Raw genomic sequence first — 16,467 nt, 5'->3', positions numbered from 1 at the left:
GAATGAAATTCTTGTCATTCAAACATAATGATGAAACATCTTATGGTGTAAAAGTAAAACGTGAAGAAGCAGCTTGGGATTTAAGAAAAGTATTAGCTGATTTTGGCGAAGGCGACTTCCATCCTAAGACATTATTAGAAGGTTTAGAACAAAACCATACATTAGATTTCCAAGAACAAGTGCGTAAAGCAGTTGTTGCAGCAACAGATAGTCCGAACTCTGAAGACTATAAAGTACAATTTGCGGATGTAGAATTTTTACCGCCGGTTACTCCGCCGAATAATGTCATTGCTTTTGGCCGTAACTATAAAGAACATGCAGATGAGTTGAATCATAGTGTTGAAAGACTTTATGTCTTCACTAAAGCAGCATCATCTTTAACTGGTGATGAATCAACAATTCCAAACCATAAAGATATTACAGATACACTTGATTACGAAGGTGAATTAGGGGTTGTAATCGGTAAATCTGGAGAGAAAATTCCTAAAGGTCTGGCATTAGACTATGTATACGGCTATACAATCATTAACGATATTACAGACCGTACAGCACAACGCCAGCAAGACCAAGCATTCTTATCTAAAAGTTTAACAGGCGGCTGCCCAATGGGTCCTTATATCGTCACAAAAGATGAATTGCCGACACCTGAAGACGTAAACATTGTGACTAAAGTCAACAATGATATCCGTCAAGACGGCAATACAAGTCAAATGATCTTGAAAATTGATGAATTAATTGCTGAGATTTCAAAATTCGTCGCATTGCACCCTGGTGATATTATCGCTACAGGTACACCATCTGGTGTAGGTGCAGGCATGAATCCTCCGCAATATTTACAACCAGGTGATGAAGTGAAAGTGACAATCGATAATATCGGTACATTAACAAACTTTATCGCAAAAGAAGAAGAATAAAATATAAATACCTTACTTTCATCAAGCTGTTTGAGACAGCAGTTGATTAAAAGCAGCAAGTTGATTGCAGTGGAAAACTGCATTCGGCTTGCTGCTTTATTTTTTGTGTCGACATAAAAAAACTCACCACATAATTGTGATGAGTTCCTATTGCTTATTGGCCAATACCGAACATACTTGAGATCGGACCTTCAGGCAAGATAATACCTAATGCCATAGTAATAATAATTAAGACAATAACACCCCAGAAAAGTCTGTTATGTGATTGGCCGCGTTGTTTGCGGATTAATGTAGTTTCCATTAATGCCACAACTGCAACACCGCATACCATTTTCAATGTTAATAGCATGTGTGCGCTTCCTGTCGCTGTCGCAAATTCTACAACAATTTGCCAAACACCGCTGAATAAGATCAGTAATAGGAATAAGCGTAATGCCATGTGTAATGGTTTGTAAGCTTTTTTAGGGGCACCTGAAGATGTAAAACTTAAATATGCTGCGATAAATAAAATAATACCGATGACCCAACTGAAAATGTGTAAATGTAACATGTATTTTCCCCATTTCTTCGATATTCCGTATTCATCATAACATACATACAGTGCTTGATTATAATTATTATAATGTTCTTAATGTTGGATTTTGTATAGAATGTGAAAGATGAACGGTTTCACGTTAATTTTTAATACAAATTTTTAAAGATTATTTTGATTGTGCTTTATAACCTATGATATTAATAATGTCTTTTGGTGAACTGTACGGCGGTGCATAGGCAGGTTCGAATTCAGTCAGCTCATCAATTGTAAGTTGATTTTGCATTGCCATGGATAATACATCAATACGTTTATCTGCACCAGCTTTGCCGACTGCGGCTGCTCTTAAAATACGGCGTGATCCTTTTTCAAAGTAAACACGCAAGTGGATACGTTCAGCACCTGGGAAATAACCTGCATGACTGAGCTGTTCATTTTCTACCATTTCATAATCAAAGTGTTCTAAGTCATCAGGTGTAACACCGACACTTGTCAGTGTGTAATCAAAGAATTTTACAGCGTTTGAACCTAGGAAGCCTTTGAATGGCGGTGCTGTTTGGTGTGCAATATGCTGAGAAACGATACTTGCACCGCGGTGGGCTCCCCAAGCTAATGCGACACTTGTCGGCAAATCGACATGGCGATAGTAATAAGATGCGATATCTCCGATAGCATAAATATCTTCATAATTCGTTTGGAAATACTCATTGACCGGAATATAGCCATCCTCGTTACATGTTATATCAGTGTCTTCAAAGAACTCAGTGTTCGGCAGAATACCTAAGCCTTCAATAATCATATCGAAATCTTCTGCATTGCCAGATTTGAAGTGTACAGTTTTTCCCTCTACCTTATCAATTTCTTCATTAAGACGATAATCAATATTACGTTCATCCATCGCATCAAAGATGACATGATTCATATCTTGATCCATCAATTTGTTTACTTTTTCTGAGCGGTGAATCAATACCGTTTCTAAACCATTGATATGCAAGTTTTCAAGTACTTCCAATGATATATAGCCGGCACCTACAATTAAGACTTTCTTCACATCATGATGCTTGATAAATTGATCAATCGCATCTGTGTCTTCTAAGTTACGCAATGTGAAGGCCATATCAGTATCAAGCGGTAAGCGGTTTGCACGGCACCCGGGACTTAAAATTAATTTGTCATAACTATCTTCAAATGTTTCGCCTGACGTTCTGTTTTTTACTGTAACAGTTTTGTTTTGCGGATTGACACCGATGACTTCGTGATAAACGTGAGCGTCGATATCTTTGTTTGCTTTAAAGTCTTCTGGTGTATAATTTAAAAGCTCATCTCGCGAGTGAACGATACCGCCTAAATAATAGGGCAGACCGCAGTTTGCGAAAGTGACGTCTCTATCTTTTTCGTACACGGTAATTTTAAAGTCGGAATTTAATCTGCGTAATTGGCTGGCCGCTGTAGCTCCGCCAGCTACACCGCCTACAATAATAATGTGTGTCATTGCATAACCTCCATAAAAGATATGATTGTATAAAAAAACAAGGTTTGATGCGAAGTGTGGGATGAAAATACGAATGTTACACTTGCAAACCTTGAATAAGTTAAAATCTATAAATTAGTAAGAATGCACATTGGCATTGGATTGATAAGGAATATTGAGACTGAAAAAGTCATTTAAATAACGTCCGATACCGTCATTGTTATTAGAGTATGTGACTTCGTTTGCGATATATTTCAGCTCGTTCAAGCTGTTTTCCATCGCAATACCGTGTTTGGCATACTTAATCATTTCAGTATCGTTATCTTCATCACCGAAAGCGATAATGTGGTTACGGTCGACACCGAGTACTTCTGTCACACTATCAATACCTCTTGCTTTGCTTATACCCCGTTTTACAATTTCGATAACAGGGAAAGGTGCGCCCCAGCGGCGGTGTTCGATACTTTCAGCATAGAAGCGTGATAACATTTGTTTTACTCTTGGAATCATATGTTCATCAGCTTCAATCAAGATTGAAGTCGGTGCTTCATTCAGCTGGCTGACAATGTCGCCTGTTTCGATTTTCGGATTCCCCATCGAGAAACCTTCAAATAGGTGTTCATCATAAGTATCGATATACACATGATCTTTTACTTCAGCGATAATATTTTTAACTTGCATCGTACGTAACGATTCAATAATGCTTGAAGCTAAATCAGGATCCAAAGTTTCATGCGTGATTGGGAAATCTGAATCCGTCGGATTATGAACAAATGCGCCGTTAAAATTGACAATCGGTGTTGTCAATCCTAATTGCTCATAATAAGGACGGCTGGCTCTGAAAGGTCTGCCTGTCGCAATCATGATGTGGTGGCCTTGTGCTTTGAGTGTTTGTAAAACTTTAAATGTATAAGGTGAAATGTTTTTCTCGTCATTCAATAATGTTCCGTCTAAATCCAAACAAATTAAATAAGGTTCCATAATATATTCTCCTTAATGCTAAGTTGAAATTATAATCAAGCAACGTTGTAAAACGTCAATAAACATAGAGCGGAGCGAAGGCTGAATTGCCTTATTCTTCCAAGCTCAGTTAAACAAAACATTGTTGCTGCTGATGGTAAGACTCATTAATTGAGTGTATTCCTATAATAGCATTTTATTGGAGTTTTGTCGGATATTTGATATATTGTTATTAATGATTATTGCTTAGAGAGGTGAATATAATGGAGGAAGCATTAAAAGATAATATTTTAGGTGCATTAGAAAACGTAATCGACCCTGAACTAGGCATTGATATCGTTAACTTAGGGTTAATCTATAAAGTTAATCTTGAAGATGACGGTTTATGTAAAGTTGAAATGACATTAACGTCAATGGGATGTCCTTTAGGACCGCAAATCATTGAACAAATCAAAATGGTGCTTGCGGAAATTCCTGAGATTCAAGATACAGAAGTTAATATCGTATGGAATCCGCCATGGAACAAAGACATGATGTCACGTTACGCTAAAATTGCATTAGGCGTGAGCTAAGGATTGCTATTGCGTAAGTGAGATAAATATACAGAAACGACTTATTTGTTTAAAGCGAAAAATACAGCTGAAAACGATAGGTCGTTTCTTTTTATTTATAGTGTTATCAGGAAAAAGTTCACAAAATTGTTACATTTGGTTGTGTGGCTCTTTCTAAATAAAAGAATTAATTACATGAGCATAAAATATCTTGATATTGCAAGATTATTACATTATTATTACAATTGGTAAATAAGAAGTAAAAAAGCGGTACGAGTAGTGAACTGTACTGAGTAATGGAAAATCTAATAATAGAAAGAAAGGTAAGTGCATGAGTAATTTGAAACGAAGTTCATCTAAGAACAGCACGTCACCTGCGAAACCGAAAAAAATGAACTATATGCCTGGCCTTGATGGATTACGAGCTATAGCAGTCATCGGGATAATCATTTACCATTTGAACAAACAATGGTTATCTGGCGGATTTCTTGGTGTAGATACGTTCTTTGTTATTTCAGGATATTTGATCACAAGTCTCTTATTAATTGAGTATAAGCAAACAGGTACAATCAGTTTAAAGCGTTTCTGGTATAGACGTGTAAAACGTCTGATTCCAGCTATGTTGTTTGTGGTGAGTGTCACAACAATATTAACGCTGCTGTTCCAACGAGAAGAAATTGTGAAAGTGAAACACGATGCGATTGCGGCCATTTTCTATGTATCTAACTGGTGGTATATCGCAAAAGATGTGAATTACTTTGATCAGTTTTCATTTGAACCTTTAAAACATTTATGGTCATTAGCGATTGAAGAACAATTCTACTTGTTCTTCCCGTTAGTACTTATATTATTGTTGGCAAAAATTAAAAAACATAAACAAGTGGTATTAATCTTTTGGATTGTATCATTAGCATCATTATTAGCAATGGTAGTGATTGCACAACCCGACATGAACTTCTCACGTGTTTATTTCGGTACGGATACACGTTTGCAGACATTGCTTTTGGGTGTCATTTTAGCATTCTTCTGGCCGCCGAACAGATTGAAAAAAGATCCGCCGCTTGCGGTACGTTCGGCAGTAGATATTATGGGAACGTTAGCTTTAATTATTCTGCTTGGTCTGTTTGTCGTAGTTGAAGACCAAAGCTATTGGATTTACAATGGCGGATTCTATTTAATCTCAGGAATTACATTGTTCCTTATCGCAAGTGTTGTACATCCAAGCGGTTTATTAGCACGATTTATGGGCAACCCGGTATTTGTTTATATCGGACAGCGTTCATACAGTTTATATCTTTGGCATTTCCCAGTCACTGTCTTGATACATCGCCATTTTGTGGCAGGTCAAATTCCGGCATGGGTATACATTGTGGACGTTCTGCTTACATTAGGTATGGCAGAGTTCTCTTATCGATATGTTGAAACTCCATTTAGAAAACAAGGCTTCAAAATGCTGTCATTGAAAGCAAAATCAAAACGTGTCTTGGTTCGCTGGATTTGCTTGCTGGTGATTACTATTCCGTTTGCTGTTATATTGGCTGGAGTATTTGATCACTACGGTAAAGATAAAACAGAGGATAAAGCGACACAATTCAATACGAATGAAATCGATAAGTTTGTTGTGCGCCCAGTGCCTTATGGCAAAATGGACTTCCTCGGCAATGGCGGCGGCAAGCAGCAAGAAGAACAACTTGATGTCTATACAGATGTCAAGCCATTATTAATCGGTGATTCTGTAATGGTTGATATCGGCGAAAGATTTAAAGAACAAGTTCCGAATTCCGTGATTGACGGTAAAGTCGGACGTAATATGTTCCAAGCCAAACCGCTTATCAATGAAAAGTACAGTCACTATAATCAAAAAGGCGACAATGTCATTATTGAATTAGGTACAAACGGCGACTTTAATAAAGAACAATTAGATGATGTCATTGCTTCATTCGGCAAAGCTAATGTTTATTTAGTCAATACACGTGTACCGCGTTCATATGAAGGACATGTCAACCAATTGATGAAAGAAGCCGCAAAAGAACATAAAAATGTTAAGTTAGTCGATTGGTATAAACGCTCTGCAGGCCATTCTGAATACTTTGCACCAGATGGTATCCACTTAGAATATCCGGGTGTTAAAGCTTTATCAGATGAAATTATCAAAACAATGGGTCTGGATAAAAAAGATAAATAATGTTTAAACTACTGAAGTCGGGATCAACGCCTGACTTCAGTTTCTTTATATTTACAGGATTGAGTATGCGAAAGTCAAAGATGTTATGACTAAGAGAAAAAGGGTAAAAAAAGTAGTGGTTCTAAAGCGTTATAAGTTGAAATCAAAAGCACGAATGCTCTATACTAGGTGTAAGGTCAAAGTAAGTCAAAGTCAAAAGAAAACTTGCTTAGCATACTGAGTAACAGAGGTGAAGTCAATGGATGCAAATAAGATGACCTATGCTGTGCAAGAAGCATTGCAACAGGCAATTCAGATTGCACAAGCACATGAACAGCAAAATGTGGAAATTGAAGCGGTACTGACTGCCGCATTAAAAGAACCAGAAAGTTTATTCAATAGTGTATTAGAACGTGCAAATATTGATACAGATGCTTTATCAAAAGCGTATGAAGATAAACTAAAACGCCACGCAACAGTGAAAGGCGATAATATTCAATATGGCCAATATATCGGCAGCAAAACCAACGAACTGTTTAATAAAGCAGAAGCGATTATGCAAGAATATGATGATGACTTCGTATCAATGGAACATGTCTTATTAGCTGCTATGGCAGTCGACGATACAACTAAACAACATGTCGGAAACAAAGATGAAGTAATCAAAGAAATCATTAAGAAAATAAGAGGGGGAAATCACGTGACATCTCAAAACCCAGAAGCAAACTATGAAGCGCTTGAAAAATACGGTCGTGATTTAGTAGAAGAAGTCCGAAAAGGAAACATGGATCCTGTCATCGGACGTGACGAAGAAATTCGTAATACGATTCGTATTTTAAGCCGTAAAACTAAAAACAACCCGGTACTTATCGGTGAACCTGGTGTAGGTAAAACTGCTATTGTCGAAGGGTTGGCACAACGTATCGTTAAAAAAGACGTACCGGAATCACTGCTTGATAAAACAATCTTTGAATTAGACTTAAGTGCACTTGTGGCAGGTGCGAAATATCGCGGTGAATTCGAAGAGCGTTTGAAAGCGGTACTTAAAGAAATCAAAGATGCGGATGGCCGTATTATTCTCTTTATCGATGAAATTCATATGTTAGTCGGTGCCGGTAAAACAGACGGTGCGATGGACGCAGGCAACATGTTGAAACCTATGCTTGCACGTGGTGAATTGCATTGTATCGGTGCGACAACTTTAAATGAATATCGTGAATATATCGAAAAAGATTCCGCATTAGAACGCCGTTTCCAAAAAGTAGGTGTATCTGAACCAGATGTTGAAGATACCATTTCAATTCTGCGCGGCTTAAAAGAACGCTATGAAGTGTATCATGGTGTACGTATTCAAGACCGTGCGTTAGTTGCTGCGGCAGAACTTTCAGACCGCTATATTACGGATCGTTTCTTACCGGACAAAGCGATTGACTTAGTAGACCAAGCGTGTGCAACGATTCGTACAGAAATGGGATCTAACCCGACAGAACTTGACCAAGTGAACCGTCGTGTTATGCAGTTGGAAATTGAAGAAAATGCGTTGCAACATGAATCAGACAGTGTCAGCCAGCAACGCTTAAAAGAGCTGCAAGAAGAATTATCTAACGAAAAAGAAAAACAAGCAGCAATCCAATCACGTGTAGAACAAGAGAAAGAAAAAATCTCTAAACTCCAAGAAAAACGTGCAGAATTAGATGAAAGCCGTAAAGCATTAGAGGATGCTGAAAACAATTACAACTTAGAAAAAGCAGCTGAATTGCAACACGGTAAAATTCCTAAATTACAAAAAGAATTACGCGAATTAGAAGATGCTTTCCAAGATGGACAATCAGAAGACAGTGATCGTATTATCCGTGAAATTGTTACAGATGAAGAAATCGGAGATATTGTCAGTCAATGGACAGGTATCCCAGTGACTAAACTTGTAGAAAGCGAACGTGAAAAATTATTACACTTGGGCGATATCTTGCATGAAAGAGTCGTAGGTCAAGATAAAGCAGTGGACTTAGTATCTGATGCAGTTATTCGTGCACGCGCAGGTATTAAAGACCCTAATCGTCCAATCGGAAGCTTCTTATTCTTAGGACCTACGGGTGTAGGTAAAACAGAATTAGCTAAAGCATTAGCTTCTTCATTATTTGATTCAGAGAAACACATGATTCGTATCGACATGAGTGAATATATGGAAAAACATTCTGTCTCTCGTTTAATCGGAGCGCCTCCAGGCTATGTCGGTCATGATGAAGGCGGACAATTAACAGAAGCGGTACGCCGCAATCCTTATTCAGTAATTCTTTTAGATGAAGTTGAAAAAGCACATTCAGATGTCTTTAACGTATTGCTTCAATTGTTGGATGAAGGTCATTTAACAGACTCTAAAGGCCGCAATGTAGATTTCAAAAACACAATTATTATCATGACAAGCAACATCGGTTCTCAAATCTTGTTAGAACAAGTGAAAGAAACAGGTGTCATTACTGAATCAACAGAAAAAGCAGTGATGAACAGCTTAAATCAATACTTCAAACCAGAAATTCTGAACCGTATGGATGATATTGTATTATTCCGTCCATTATCTATTAATGATATGAGTATGATTGTAGATAAAATTTTAACAGAATTGAATATTCGATTATTAGATCAACGTATTTCAATCGAAGTATCAGATACAGCGAAAAAATGGTTAGGCGAAGAAGCTTATGAACCGCAATTCGGTGCACGACCATTAAAACGTTTTGTACAACGTCAAATTGAAACACCGCTTGCACGCATGATGATTAAAGAATCATTACCTGAAGGTACTACAATTACTGTAGATTTAGATGATGACGGTTTGCAATTCAATGTTAAAGAAGCACAAATTTAATATGCTATATGAAAGAACAGCCTTATCAGACGATAGGGCTGTTTGTTTTTTGGCAAAAGAAAAATCCAGCAATATATGCTGGATTGATCGTTCATAAAATTAATGATGGTTATCTTCCGATGCTGCAGATTGTTTAATCGGTTTCATAAGAGCATCTAAGATAACGACAACAATTGTAAAAATTACCGCTAATACTAATGGAAGAATCATATTTAACGGACCGCCGCCGGCTAAACTGTTTAATACGAAGTTAACCATTTCTAGCAGCAAAATAGACCAGAATAGTACCATAATGTATCTCATCTGTTGTGCCTCCATAAAATATCTTTACTTTAATTATAAATTAGAGTGGTTGCTTTGTATAGTGAAATCAGGAAATCGGTTACGATAAATGCAGTGTTTGCTATTCAAAATATCACATTTATTGTGATACGGACAATCAAATATTATAATAGGATAAGTAATTCCATAATGAATGATGATAAAGCACTTGTATTCAAAAAGTAGAATATGATAAATTAATACCTGGTATTAAAATTATTTTTAAGAAGGTGTAAAACCATGAATGTGGGTATTAAAGGTTTTGGGACTTATGTTCCAGAAAAAGTAGTAGACAATGCCTATTTTGAGTCTTTTTTAGAAACATCAGATGAATGGATTTCTAAAATGACTGGTATAAAAGAACGTAGATGGGCAAGCGAAGATCAAGAAACATCTGACCTTGCGTATGAAGCTAGTGTAAAAGCAATCAAAGATGCAGGTATTGAACCTGAAGATATAGATATGGTTATTGTCGCAACTTCAACAGGAGACTATCCATTTCCTACTGTCGGCAATATGCTGCAAGAAAGATTGGGATTAGGTAAAGTTTCAACAATGGACCAATTAGCAGCATGTTCAGGATTTATGTATTCATTAATCACTGCAAAACAGTACATACAGTCAGGAGACTATCACAATATATTAGTAGTCGGCGTAGATAAACTTTCTAAGATTACGGATTTAACAGACCGTTCGACTGCCATTTTATTCGGTGATGGCGCTGGTGCTGCAGTAGTAGGTGAAGTATCTGAAGGACACGGTATTATCAGTTATGAAATGGGTTCTGACGGCAGAGGCGGAAAATATTTATATTTAAATCCAGAGAACGGCAAGATCTTTATGAACGGCCGAGAAGTCTTTAAGTTTGCGGTTCGTATTATGCCGGAAGCATCTTTGAATGTCGTTAAAAAAGCAGGTATTACTCCGGATGACGTTGATATGTTCATTCCGCATCAAGCTAACATCAGAATTATGGAATCAGCTCGTGAACGCTTAGGCATTCCAAAAGAGAAAATGAGTGTTTCAGTAGATAGATTCGGTAATACTTCAGCGGCTTCTATTCCGTTAAGTATTGGACAAGAACTCGAAAACGGCAAAATTAAAGACGGCGATGTCTTAGTATTAGTCGGTTTCGGCGGCGGCCTGACTTGGGGCGCAATCACATTAAGATGGGGAAAATAGGAGGATAAGGTATGAGCAAAGAGCAACGCGTTGTAATTACAGGAGTTGGCGCATTATCTCCACTAGGTAATGATGCAAATACGTCATGGGAAAACGCTTTAAAAGGTGTTAATGGAATTGATGAGATCACTCGTATTGACACATCTGATTACAATGTACATTTAGGCGGAGAATTAAAAGACTTCAATATTGAAGATTATATTGATAGAAAAGAAGCACGTCGTATGGACCGTTTCACACAATATGCAGTCGTTGCTGCACGTGAAGCTGTTCAAGACGCAAAATTAGATATTGACGACACGAATGCGGATAGAATCGGTGTTTGGATCGGTTCAGGTATTGGCGGTATGGAAACATTCGAAGTTGCCCACAGTCAATTGCTTAATCGCGGACCGCGTCGTGTCAGTCCTTTCTTCGTACCAATGTTGATTCCTGACATGGCAACTGGACAAGTATCTATTGATTTAGGTGCTAAAGGACCTAACGGTTCTACAGTTACTGCTTGTGCAACAGGTACTAACTCAATCGGAGAAGCTTTCAAAATCATCCAACGCGGCGATGCAGATGCGATGGTTACAGGCGGCAGTGAAGCACCGATTACACACATGGCAATTGCTGGATTCAGCGCAAGCCGTGCTTTATCTACAAATGATGATAAAGAAACAGCATGCCGACCATTCCAAGAAGGCCGCGACGGCTTTGTAATGGGTGAAGGTGCAGGTATTTTAGTGATTGAATCATTAGAATCCGCAAAAGCACGCGGTGCCAATATCTATGCAGAAATCGTAGGTTACGGTTCTACAGGCGACGCTTATCATATCACAGCACCAGCGCCAGAAGGCGAAGGCGGCTCTCGTGCAATGAAAGCAGCTATGGATGATGCAGGCATTGAACCAAAAGACGTTCAATACTTGAACGCGCATGGTACAAGTACACCTGTCGGCGACTTGAACGAAGTATTAGCCATCAAAAATACATTTGGCGATGCAGCGAAAACTCTAAAAGTCAGCTCAACTAAATCAATGACAGGTCACTTATTAGGTGCAACAGGCGGTTTAGAAGCTATTTTCTCAGCACTTTCTATCCGCGACAGCAAAGTCGCACCGACAATTCATGCCGTAACACCAGACCCTGAATGTGATTTAGACTTCGTACCAAACGAAGCGCAAGATCTAGAAATCACATATGCTATGAGCAACAGCTTAGGTTTCGGCGGTCATAACGCGGTATTAGTATTGAAAAAATTCGAAGACTAATTAATATATTTAATCATTTTTCAAAGCGTTTGAAGCTCTAAAATAGTGTTTCAAACGCTTTTTTAGCTTTATTTTGTCCTTTTCAGATGTACAATAGCCCTCAGGGGAAATAAAGATATGGTATGCTTTGATAAAATTCAGCATGAAATTGCATGGTTTATTTAGAAAAAAGAGGTAAATATTTCGAGTTTCTTCTATATAATAGTGGGAAAATTTTACGAAGTCATAACTTGTTATTTTAGTTAAGAAATAATCGTGTATAATGTAAATTACTCTGTCAGAGAAAAGGAGAAGCCTATGCATCAATTTAAACAACTCTCTTCAACATTGAAGGCAAGAATATTTTGCGACTTTATTTTCACAGTGACCTCTTCTGCAATATTACCGTTTATGGCGCTGTATTTAACTACAATGGTCAATGCGGTGTTTGCGGGAACTTTTTTAATTACGACGATTATCGCCGGATTCTTTCTAGCATTTTTAGGCGGTTATATTTCAGATCATTTTGAACGTAAAAAGACAATCAGCTGGATTCATTTGGTTTTAGTCATTGCACTGGCGGTAATGCTGCTGACGATTAATCAGCATCAGTTAGGGCTAGTACTGTTTTGTATGGCATTCTTTGTATATGAATTATTGATGTCATTAGAATCGCCTGTATTTGAAGCAGCAATCATGGATGCAATCCCTATTGATTTGAGAGACTATATCTTTAGACTCTTTTACTGGATCAGCAATGTGGCCATGGCGTTAGGTATGCTTTTAGGGGCGTTATTATATGAAGAACATCGTCATCTGCTGCTAGGGTTGTTGCTGGTTTCAACATTATTGAGCTGGGGTGCGTTTATCTTTTTCTATGACGTGCAGCAAAAATATGCAGTGCATCATGATTCATTAGACTCAGTCGTAAAGAAATTTGCGAAAGGGTATTTGAATGTATTTAAAGATAAATCATATATGATGCTGATGATAGGTTTTGCTTTTGTCTTCATGGCAGAAGCTTCATTAGACTCTTATGTAATTGTCCGTCTGAAAGAGACATTTGTTCCTGTAGAAATACTCGGTATTGAAATCAGCAGTGTCCGTATTTTTACTTTGATTATGATTGTGAATACGATCACGGTTGTGTTGTTGACTTTCAAAGTGAATGCATGGGTGGAACGTTATTCTAAACGCGGTATTTTTATTGCGGGTATTATTTTGTATACCGCAGGTTATGCTTGGCTGACTTCATCGAACGATTTACTTTGGATTTTGGTGTTTGCTTTTATTGCGACTTTAGGAGAGCTGGTGTATTCGCCGATTTATAATGCAGAACGCTTTAAAATGACACCTGAAGACCAAAGAGGTGTCTATGCTTCAGTAAGCGGACTCTCTATAAGGAGTGCAAACATACTGGCGAGATTCGGTTTGATTCTAGGTGCTTTCTTAACTCCTTGGATGATGTCTGTGTTCACCGGGGGTGTTGTACTGATCGGATTTATATTTATGTATATCGTATTGTTTCAAAAGCAAGCAGCAAAACAATAAAATACGAGCAACAAAATAAAGCGCTGGAGTATTGAACTCCGGCGCTTTAAAAATGAGTTAAAACGTAAAGATGGCTAATAAAGATAAAATAACAAAGATGACATTGACGAGTGTCATATAAATTGTCCACTTTTCTACGATGTATACGTCTCGTTTAACTTTTTTAGGGTTGATGAATTCGTCATCGACATGTGCTTTACGATGTTTAGCACTCGACATTTGATAACGGATGCGTCTGAATCCATAGCTTGTCGCATCAAAGATACCGTCTTGAACCAGTACAAAGATAAAGCCTGTAATAAACAGCAGCATGCTGACTACAAAAAAGACATCCACAAAGCCGCTCCAAGTATGTTCTCTGAAAAGCCAAATGACCAAGCTTAAAAGGGGAGAAATGAGTACCCAAAAAAGCCACTGAAAATGTTTACGCATTACACTATGCTCCTTTAATACATTAAAATTATAAAGTAATTTACTGCTATAATTTAAACATAACTATAAAGTTTTTTCATAGAAATACAGGATTATGAAATCTTTTCAAAACCTTGATACTTCAACTTTTATTATACATGTATAGCGGAACATTTTGTTATAACATTATAATTATTCAAAAAATTTTGTTGATTTTAAATGTAAACTACCGATATACTAATATTAAAATATTTCTGATAATTAGAAGGGAATGTTTAATTTGTATTTATAAGGGGGATTGTCAATGCTTAGATATATACTCAAGCGTTTTGGGTACATGCTTGTTTCTCTATTCATTATCATGACCATCACTTTCTTCTTAATGAAATTGATGCCGGGTTCACCGTTTAATGATGCGAAACTGAGCGCAGACCAAAAGGAGATTTTGAACGAAACTTATGGTCTGAATGATCCGGTCATCGTGCAATATCTGCATTACCTTAAAAACGTTGTCACAGGAGACTTTGGGGTGTCATTCCAATATCATAACCAGCCTGTGTGGGATTTAATTCAGCCGAGATTGATTCCATCGATGGAGATGGGCTTTGCGGCTATGGTTATCGGTATTATTCTAGGTTTGATTTTAGGGGTTGCGGCAGCAACTAAACAAAATACATGGGTGGACTATTCAGCAACTGTAATTTCAGTTATCGCAGTTTCAGTACCATCATTCGTATTAGCAGTATTATTACAATATGTTTTCTCTGTAAGATTAAGATGGTTCCCGGTAGCTGGTTGGGAAGGTATTTCCACAGCAGTCTTACCGTCACTCGCACTTTCAGCAGGAGTACTTGCGACAGTCGCACGATACATACGAGCGGAAATGATCGAAGTGCTGAGTTCGGACTACATCTTGCTTGCAAGAGCTAAAGGGAATTCGATGATGCGTGTATTATTCGGACATGCATTACGAAACGCGTTAATTCCAGTTATCACTATCATCGTACCGATGTTAGCGGGGATTTTAACAGGGACATTAACAATCGAAAATATTTTCGGGGTTCCAGGACTAGGGGATCAATTCGTAAGATCGATTCAAACGAATGACTTCTCTGTCATTATGGCAACCACACTTTTATTCAGTACGTTATTCATCGTATCGATTTTCATTGTAGATATTCTCTACGGTATTATCGATCCGCGTATTAGAGTACAAGGAGGTAAGAAATAATGGCAGATAAACGAGACCAGCTGCATGGAGAAGATTATTCTAATGCGGCACTTACACATACAACAGATGGGGAAAATGCGCCGAACTTTATCTTAGCTGAACAAGATATCGAAAGAGAACCTGAGATTCAGCGTGAAAGCAAGAACTTCTGGCAAGATGCATGGAGTCAGTTGCGACGCAATAAATTAGCAGTTATCGGGATGATCGGTTTGATTTTGATTATCATCATGGCATTGTTAGGGCCGATGATGAGTGGTCATGATTACGCTGAACAAGATGTCGACAGACGTAACCTTCCTGCTAAGATTCCTATACTCGATAAAATTCCGTTTTTGCCATTTGATGGACAAGGGGCAGATGGCACGGATGCTTATAAAGATGCAGGGGTCAAAGAGAATTTCTGGTTTGGGACTGACCAACTAGGACGTGACTTATGGTCGCGTACTTGGCAAGGTGCACAAGTTTCATTATTCATCGGGGTTGTCGCAGCAGCACTCGATATCTTTATCGGTGTAGTTTATGGTGCGATATCCGGCTTCTTCGGCGGACGTGTCGACAACGTCATGCAGCGAATTATAGAAATTATTGCCTCGATTCCGAACTTGATTGTCGTGATTTTATTCGTATTGATTTTTGAACCATCGATTTGGACGATTATTTTAGCGATGGCGATTACTGGATGGATCGGAATGAGCCGTGTGGTACGCGGAGAGTTCTTAAAATTAAAAGGACAAGAATTCGTCCTTGCTTCTCGTACATTAGGCGCTTCTAAATGGAAATTGATTTTCCGTCATATTTTACCGAACACACTTGGCGCGATTGTTGTAACTTCAATGTTCACAGTACCAAGTGCTATCTTCTTCGAAGCATTCTTAAGCTTCATCGGTATTGGTGTGCCGGCACCTAAAACTTCATTAGGTTCGCTTGTAAATGACGGACGTGCCATGTTATTGATTCATCCGCACGAACTATTCATACCAGCAGTTGTATTAAGTTTATTAATCTTATTCTTCTACTTATTCAGTGATGGATTACGTGATGCATTCGATCCGAAAATGCGTAAATAAAGGGAGGCAAA

General features: G+C 38.0%; 14 protein-coding genes. 9 read left to right on the top strand and 5 right to left on the bottom strand.

Features of this window, described 5'->3' with window-relative positions; all coding sequences use genetic code 11:
- Window positions 1-2: 2 nt before the first annotated feature.
- Window positions 3-914 (top strand): fumarylacetoacetate hydrolase family protein, encoded by a 912-nt coding sequence (locus MUA90_RS10360; RefSeq protein ID WP_262586744.1) that lies wholly within the window; start codon window positions 3-5, stop codon window positions 912-914.
- Between the two features lie 154 nt (window positions 915-1,068).
- Here the strand turns inward: MUA90_RS10360 and MUA90_RS10355 are convergent, their stop codons facing one another.
- The 3 genes from MUA90_RS10355 to MUA90_RS10345 all read right to left on the bottom strand — a co-directional run bounded on the left by MUA90_RS10355 (window position 1,069) and on the right by MUA90_RS10345 (window position 3,898).
- Window positions 1,069-1,464: a YisL family protein gene (locus tag MUA90_RS10355; RefSeq protein ID WP_262586742.1), complete on the bottom strand. Its 396-nt coding sequence runs from the start codon at window positions 1,462-1,464 to the stop codon at window positions 1,069-1,071.
- Window positions 1,465-1,615: 151 nt separating this feature from the next.
- Window positions 1,616-2,938, bottom strand: a complete 1,323-nt coding sequence (locus MUA90_RS10350; RefSeq protein WP_262586740.1) for a CoA-disulfide reductase — start codon at window positions 2,936-2,938, stop codon at window positions 1,616-1,618.
- A 114-nt stretch (window positions 2,939-3,052) separates the two neighbouring features.
- Window positions 3,053-3,898, bottom strand: a complete 846-nt coding sequence (locus MUA90_RS10345; protein ID WP_262586738.1) for a Cof-type HAD-IIB family hydrolase — start codon at window positions 3,896-3,898, stop codon at window positions 3,053-3,055.
- Between the two features lie 242 nt (window positions 3,899-4,140).
- On the opposite strand from MUA90_RS10345, the gene MUA90_RS10340 reads away from it, so the two are divergent.
- The 3 genes from MUA90_RS10340 (at window position 4,141) to clpB (ending at window position 9,458) form a co-directional block, all read left to right on the top strand.
- On the top strand, window positions 4,141-4,449 hold the full coding sequence (locus MUA90_RS10340) for a metal-sulfur cluster assembly factor (RefSeq protein WP_105993681.1): 309 nt from the start codon (window positions 4,141-4,143) through the stop codon (window positions 4,447-4,449).
- A gap of 310 nt (window positions 4,450-4,759) precedes the next feature.
- Window positions 4,760-6,613 carry an acyltransferase family protein gene (locus MUA90_RS10335; protein ID WP_262586736.1) on the top strand — a complete coding sequence of 618 codons (1,854 nt, stop codon included), beginning with the start codon at window positions 4,760-4,762 and terminating at the stop codon, window positions 6,611-6,613.
- A 238-nt stretch (window positions 6,614-6,851) separates the two neighbouring features.
- A complete protein-coding gene (gene clpB / locus MUA90_RS10330; protein ID WP_262586735.1) occupies window positions 6,852-9,458 on the top strand; it encodes an ATP-dependent chaperone ClpB in 2,607 nt (868 codons plus the stop codon).
- A 99-nt stretch (window positions 9,459-9,557) separates the two neighbouring features.
- On the opposite strand, the gene MUA90_RS10325 is transcribed toward clpB, so the two are convergent.
- A complete protein-coding gene (locus MUA90_RS10325; protein WP_105993684.1) occupies window positions 9,558-9,761 on the bottom strand; it encodes a YjzD family protein in 204 nt (67 codons plus the stop codon).
- 258 nt (window positions 9,762-10,019) lie between these two features.
- On the opposite strand from MUA90_RS10325, the gene MUA90_RS10320 reads away from it, so the two are divergent.
- The 3 genes from MUA90_RS10320 to MUA90_RS10310 all read left to right on the top strand — a co-directional run bounded on the left by MUA90_RS10320 (window position 10,020) and on the right by MUA90_RS10310 (window position 13,747).
- On the top strand, window positions 10,020-10,961 hold the full coding sequence (locus tag MUA90_RS10320; RefSeq protein ID WP_262586734.1) for a beta-ketoacyl-ACP synthase III: 942 nt from the start codon (window positions 10,020-10,022) through the stop codon (window positions 10,959-10,961).
- Between the two features lie 11 nt (window positions 10,962-10,972).
- Window positions 10,973-12,217: a beta-ketoacyl-ACP synthase II gene (fabF, locus tag MUA90_RS10315; protein ID WP_105993685.1), complete on the top strand. Its 1,245-nt coding sequence runs from the start codon at window positions 10,973-10,975 to the stop codon at window positions 12,215-12,217.
- Window positions 12,218-12,514: 297 nt separating this feature from the next.
- Window positions 12,515-13,747 carry an MFS transporter gene (locus tag MUA90_RS10310; RefSeq protein ID WP_262586732.1) on the top strand — a complete coding sequence of 411 codons (1,233 nt, stop codon included), beginning with the start codon at window positions 12,515-12,517 and terminating at the stop codon, window positions 13,745-13,747.
- A 57-nt stretch (window positions 13,748-13,804) separates the two neighbouring features.
- Here the strand turns inward: MUA90_RS10310 and MUA90_RS10305 are convergent, their stop codons facing one another.
- On the bottom strand, window positions 13,805-14,179 hold the full coding sequence (locus MUA90_RS10305) for a DUF3899 domain-containing protein (RefSeq protein ID WP_262586730.1): 375 nt from the start codon (window positions 14,177-14,179) through the stop codon (window positions 13,805-13,807).
- A 283-nt stretch (window positions 14,180-14,462) separates the two neighbouring features.
- Here MUA90_RS10305 and opp3b point away from each other — a divergent pair, with 283 nt between their 5' ends.
- A complete protein-coding gene (gene opp3b, locus MUA90_RS10300) occupies window positions 14,463-15,389 on the top strand; it encodes an oligopeptide ABC transporter permease (protein ID WP_105993688.1) in 927 nt (308 codons plus the stop codon).
- Window positions 15,389-16,456: an oligopeptide ABC transporter permease gene (gene opp3C, locus MUA90_RS10295; RefSeq protein WP_262586728.1), complete on the top strand. Its 1,068-nt coding sequence runs from the start codon at window positions 15,389-15,391 to the stop codon at window positions 16,454-16,456. Before opp3b ends, opp3C begins: the two co-directional genes overlap by 1 nt.
- Window positions 16,457-16,467: the final 11 nt, after the last annotated feature.

The sequence above is a fragment of the Staphylococcus sp. IVB6181 genome (assembly GCF_025561445.1).
Taxonomy (GTDB): domain Bacteria; phylum Bacillota; class Bacilli; order Staphylococcales; family Staphylococcaceae; genus Staphylococcus; species Staphylococcus simulans_B.
The sequence above is the reverse complement of the archived record's forward strand: the minus strand, read 5'-3'. Positions and strand labels throughout refer to the sequence as shown.

Excerpts from the sequence above, each read along its gene's own strand:
- MUA90_RS10360 (WP_262586744.1), top strand. The coding sequence starts at position 3 with ATGAAATTCTTGTCATTCAAACATAATGATGAAACATCTTATGGTGTA.
- MUA90_RS10355 (WP_262586742.1), bottom strand. The coding sequence starts at position 1,464 with ATGTTACATTTACACATTTTCAGTTGGGTCATCGGTATTATTTTATTT.
- MUA90_RS10350 (WP_262586740.1), bottom strand. The coding sequence starts at position 2,938 with ATGACACACATTATTATTGTAGGCGGTGTAGCTGGCGGAGCTACAGCG.
- MUA90_RS10345 (WP_262586738.1), bottom strand. The coding sequence starts at position 3,898 with ATGGAACCTTATTTAATTTGTTTGGATTTAGACGGAACATTATTGAAT.
- MUA90_RS10340 (WP_105993681.1), top strand. The coding sequence starts at position 4,141 with ATGGAGGAAGCATTAAAAGATAATATTTTAGGTGCATTAGAAAACGTA.
- MUA90_RS10335 (WP_262586736.1), top strand. The coding sequence starts at position 4,760 with ATGAGTAATTTGAAACGAAGTTCATCTAAGAACAGCACGTCACCTGCG.
- clpB (WP_262586735.1), top strand. The coding sequence starts at position 6,852 with ATGGATGCAAATAAGATGACCTATGCTGTGCAAGAAGCATTGCAACAG.
- MUA90_RS10325 (WP_105993684.1), bottom strand. The coding sequence starts at position 9,761 with ATGAGATACATTATGGTACTATTCTGGTCTATTTTGCTGCTAGAAATG.
- MUA90_RS10320 (WP_262586734.1), top strand. The coding sequence starts at position 10,020 with ATGAATGTGGGTATTAAAGGTTTTGGGACTTATGTTCCAGAAAAAGTA.
- fabF (WP_105993685.1), top strand. The coding sequence starts at position 10,973 with ATGAGCAAAGAGCAACGCGTTGTAATTACAGGAGTTGGCGCATTATCT.
- MUA90_RS10310 (WP_262586732.1), top strand. The coding sequence starts at position 12,515 with ATGCATCAATTTAAACAACTCTCTTCAACATTGAAGGCAAGAATATTT.
- MUA90_RS10305 (WP_262586730.1), bottom strand. The coding sequence starts at position 14,179 with ATGCGTAAACATTTTCAGTGGCTTTTTTGGGTACTCATTTCTCCCCTT.
- opp3b (WP_105993688.1), top strand. The coding sequence starts at position 14,463 with ATGCTTAGATATATACTCAAGCGTTTTGGGTACATGCTTGTTTCTCTA.
- opp3C (WP_262586728.1), top strand. The coding sequence starts at position 15,389 with ATGGCAGATAAACGAGACCAGCTGCATGGAGAAGATTATTCTAATGCG.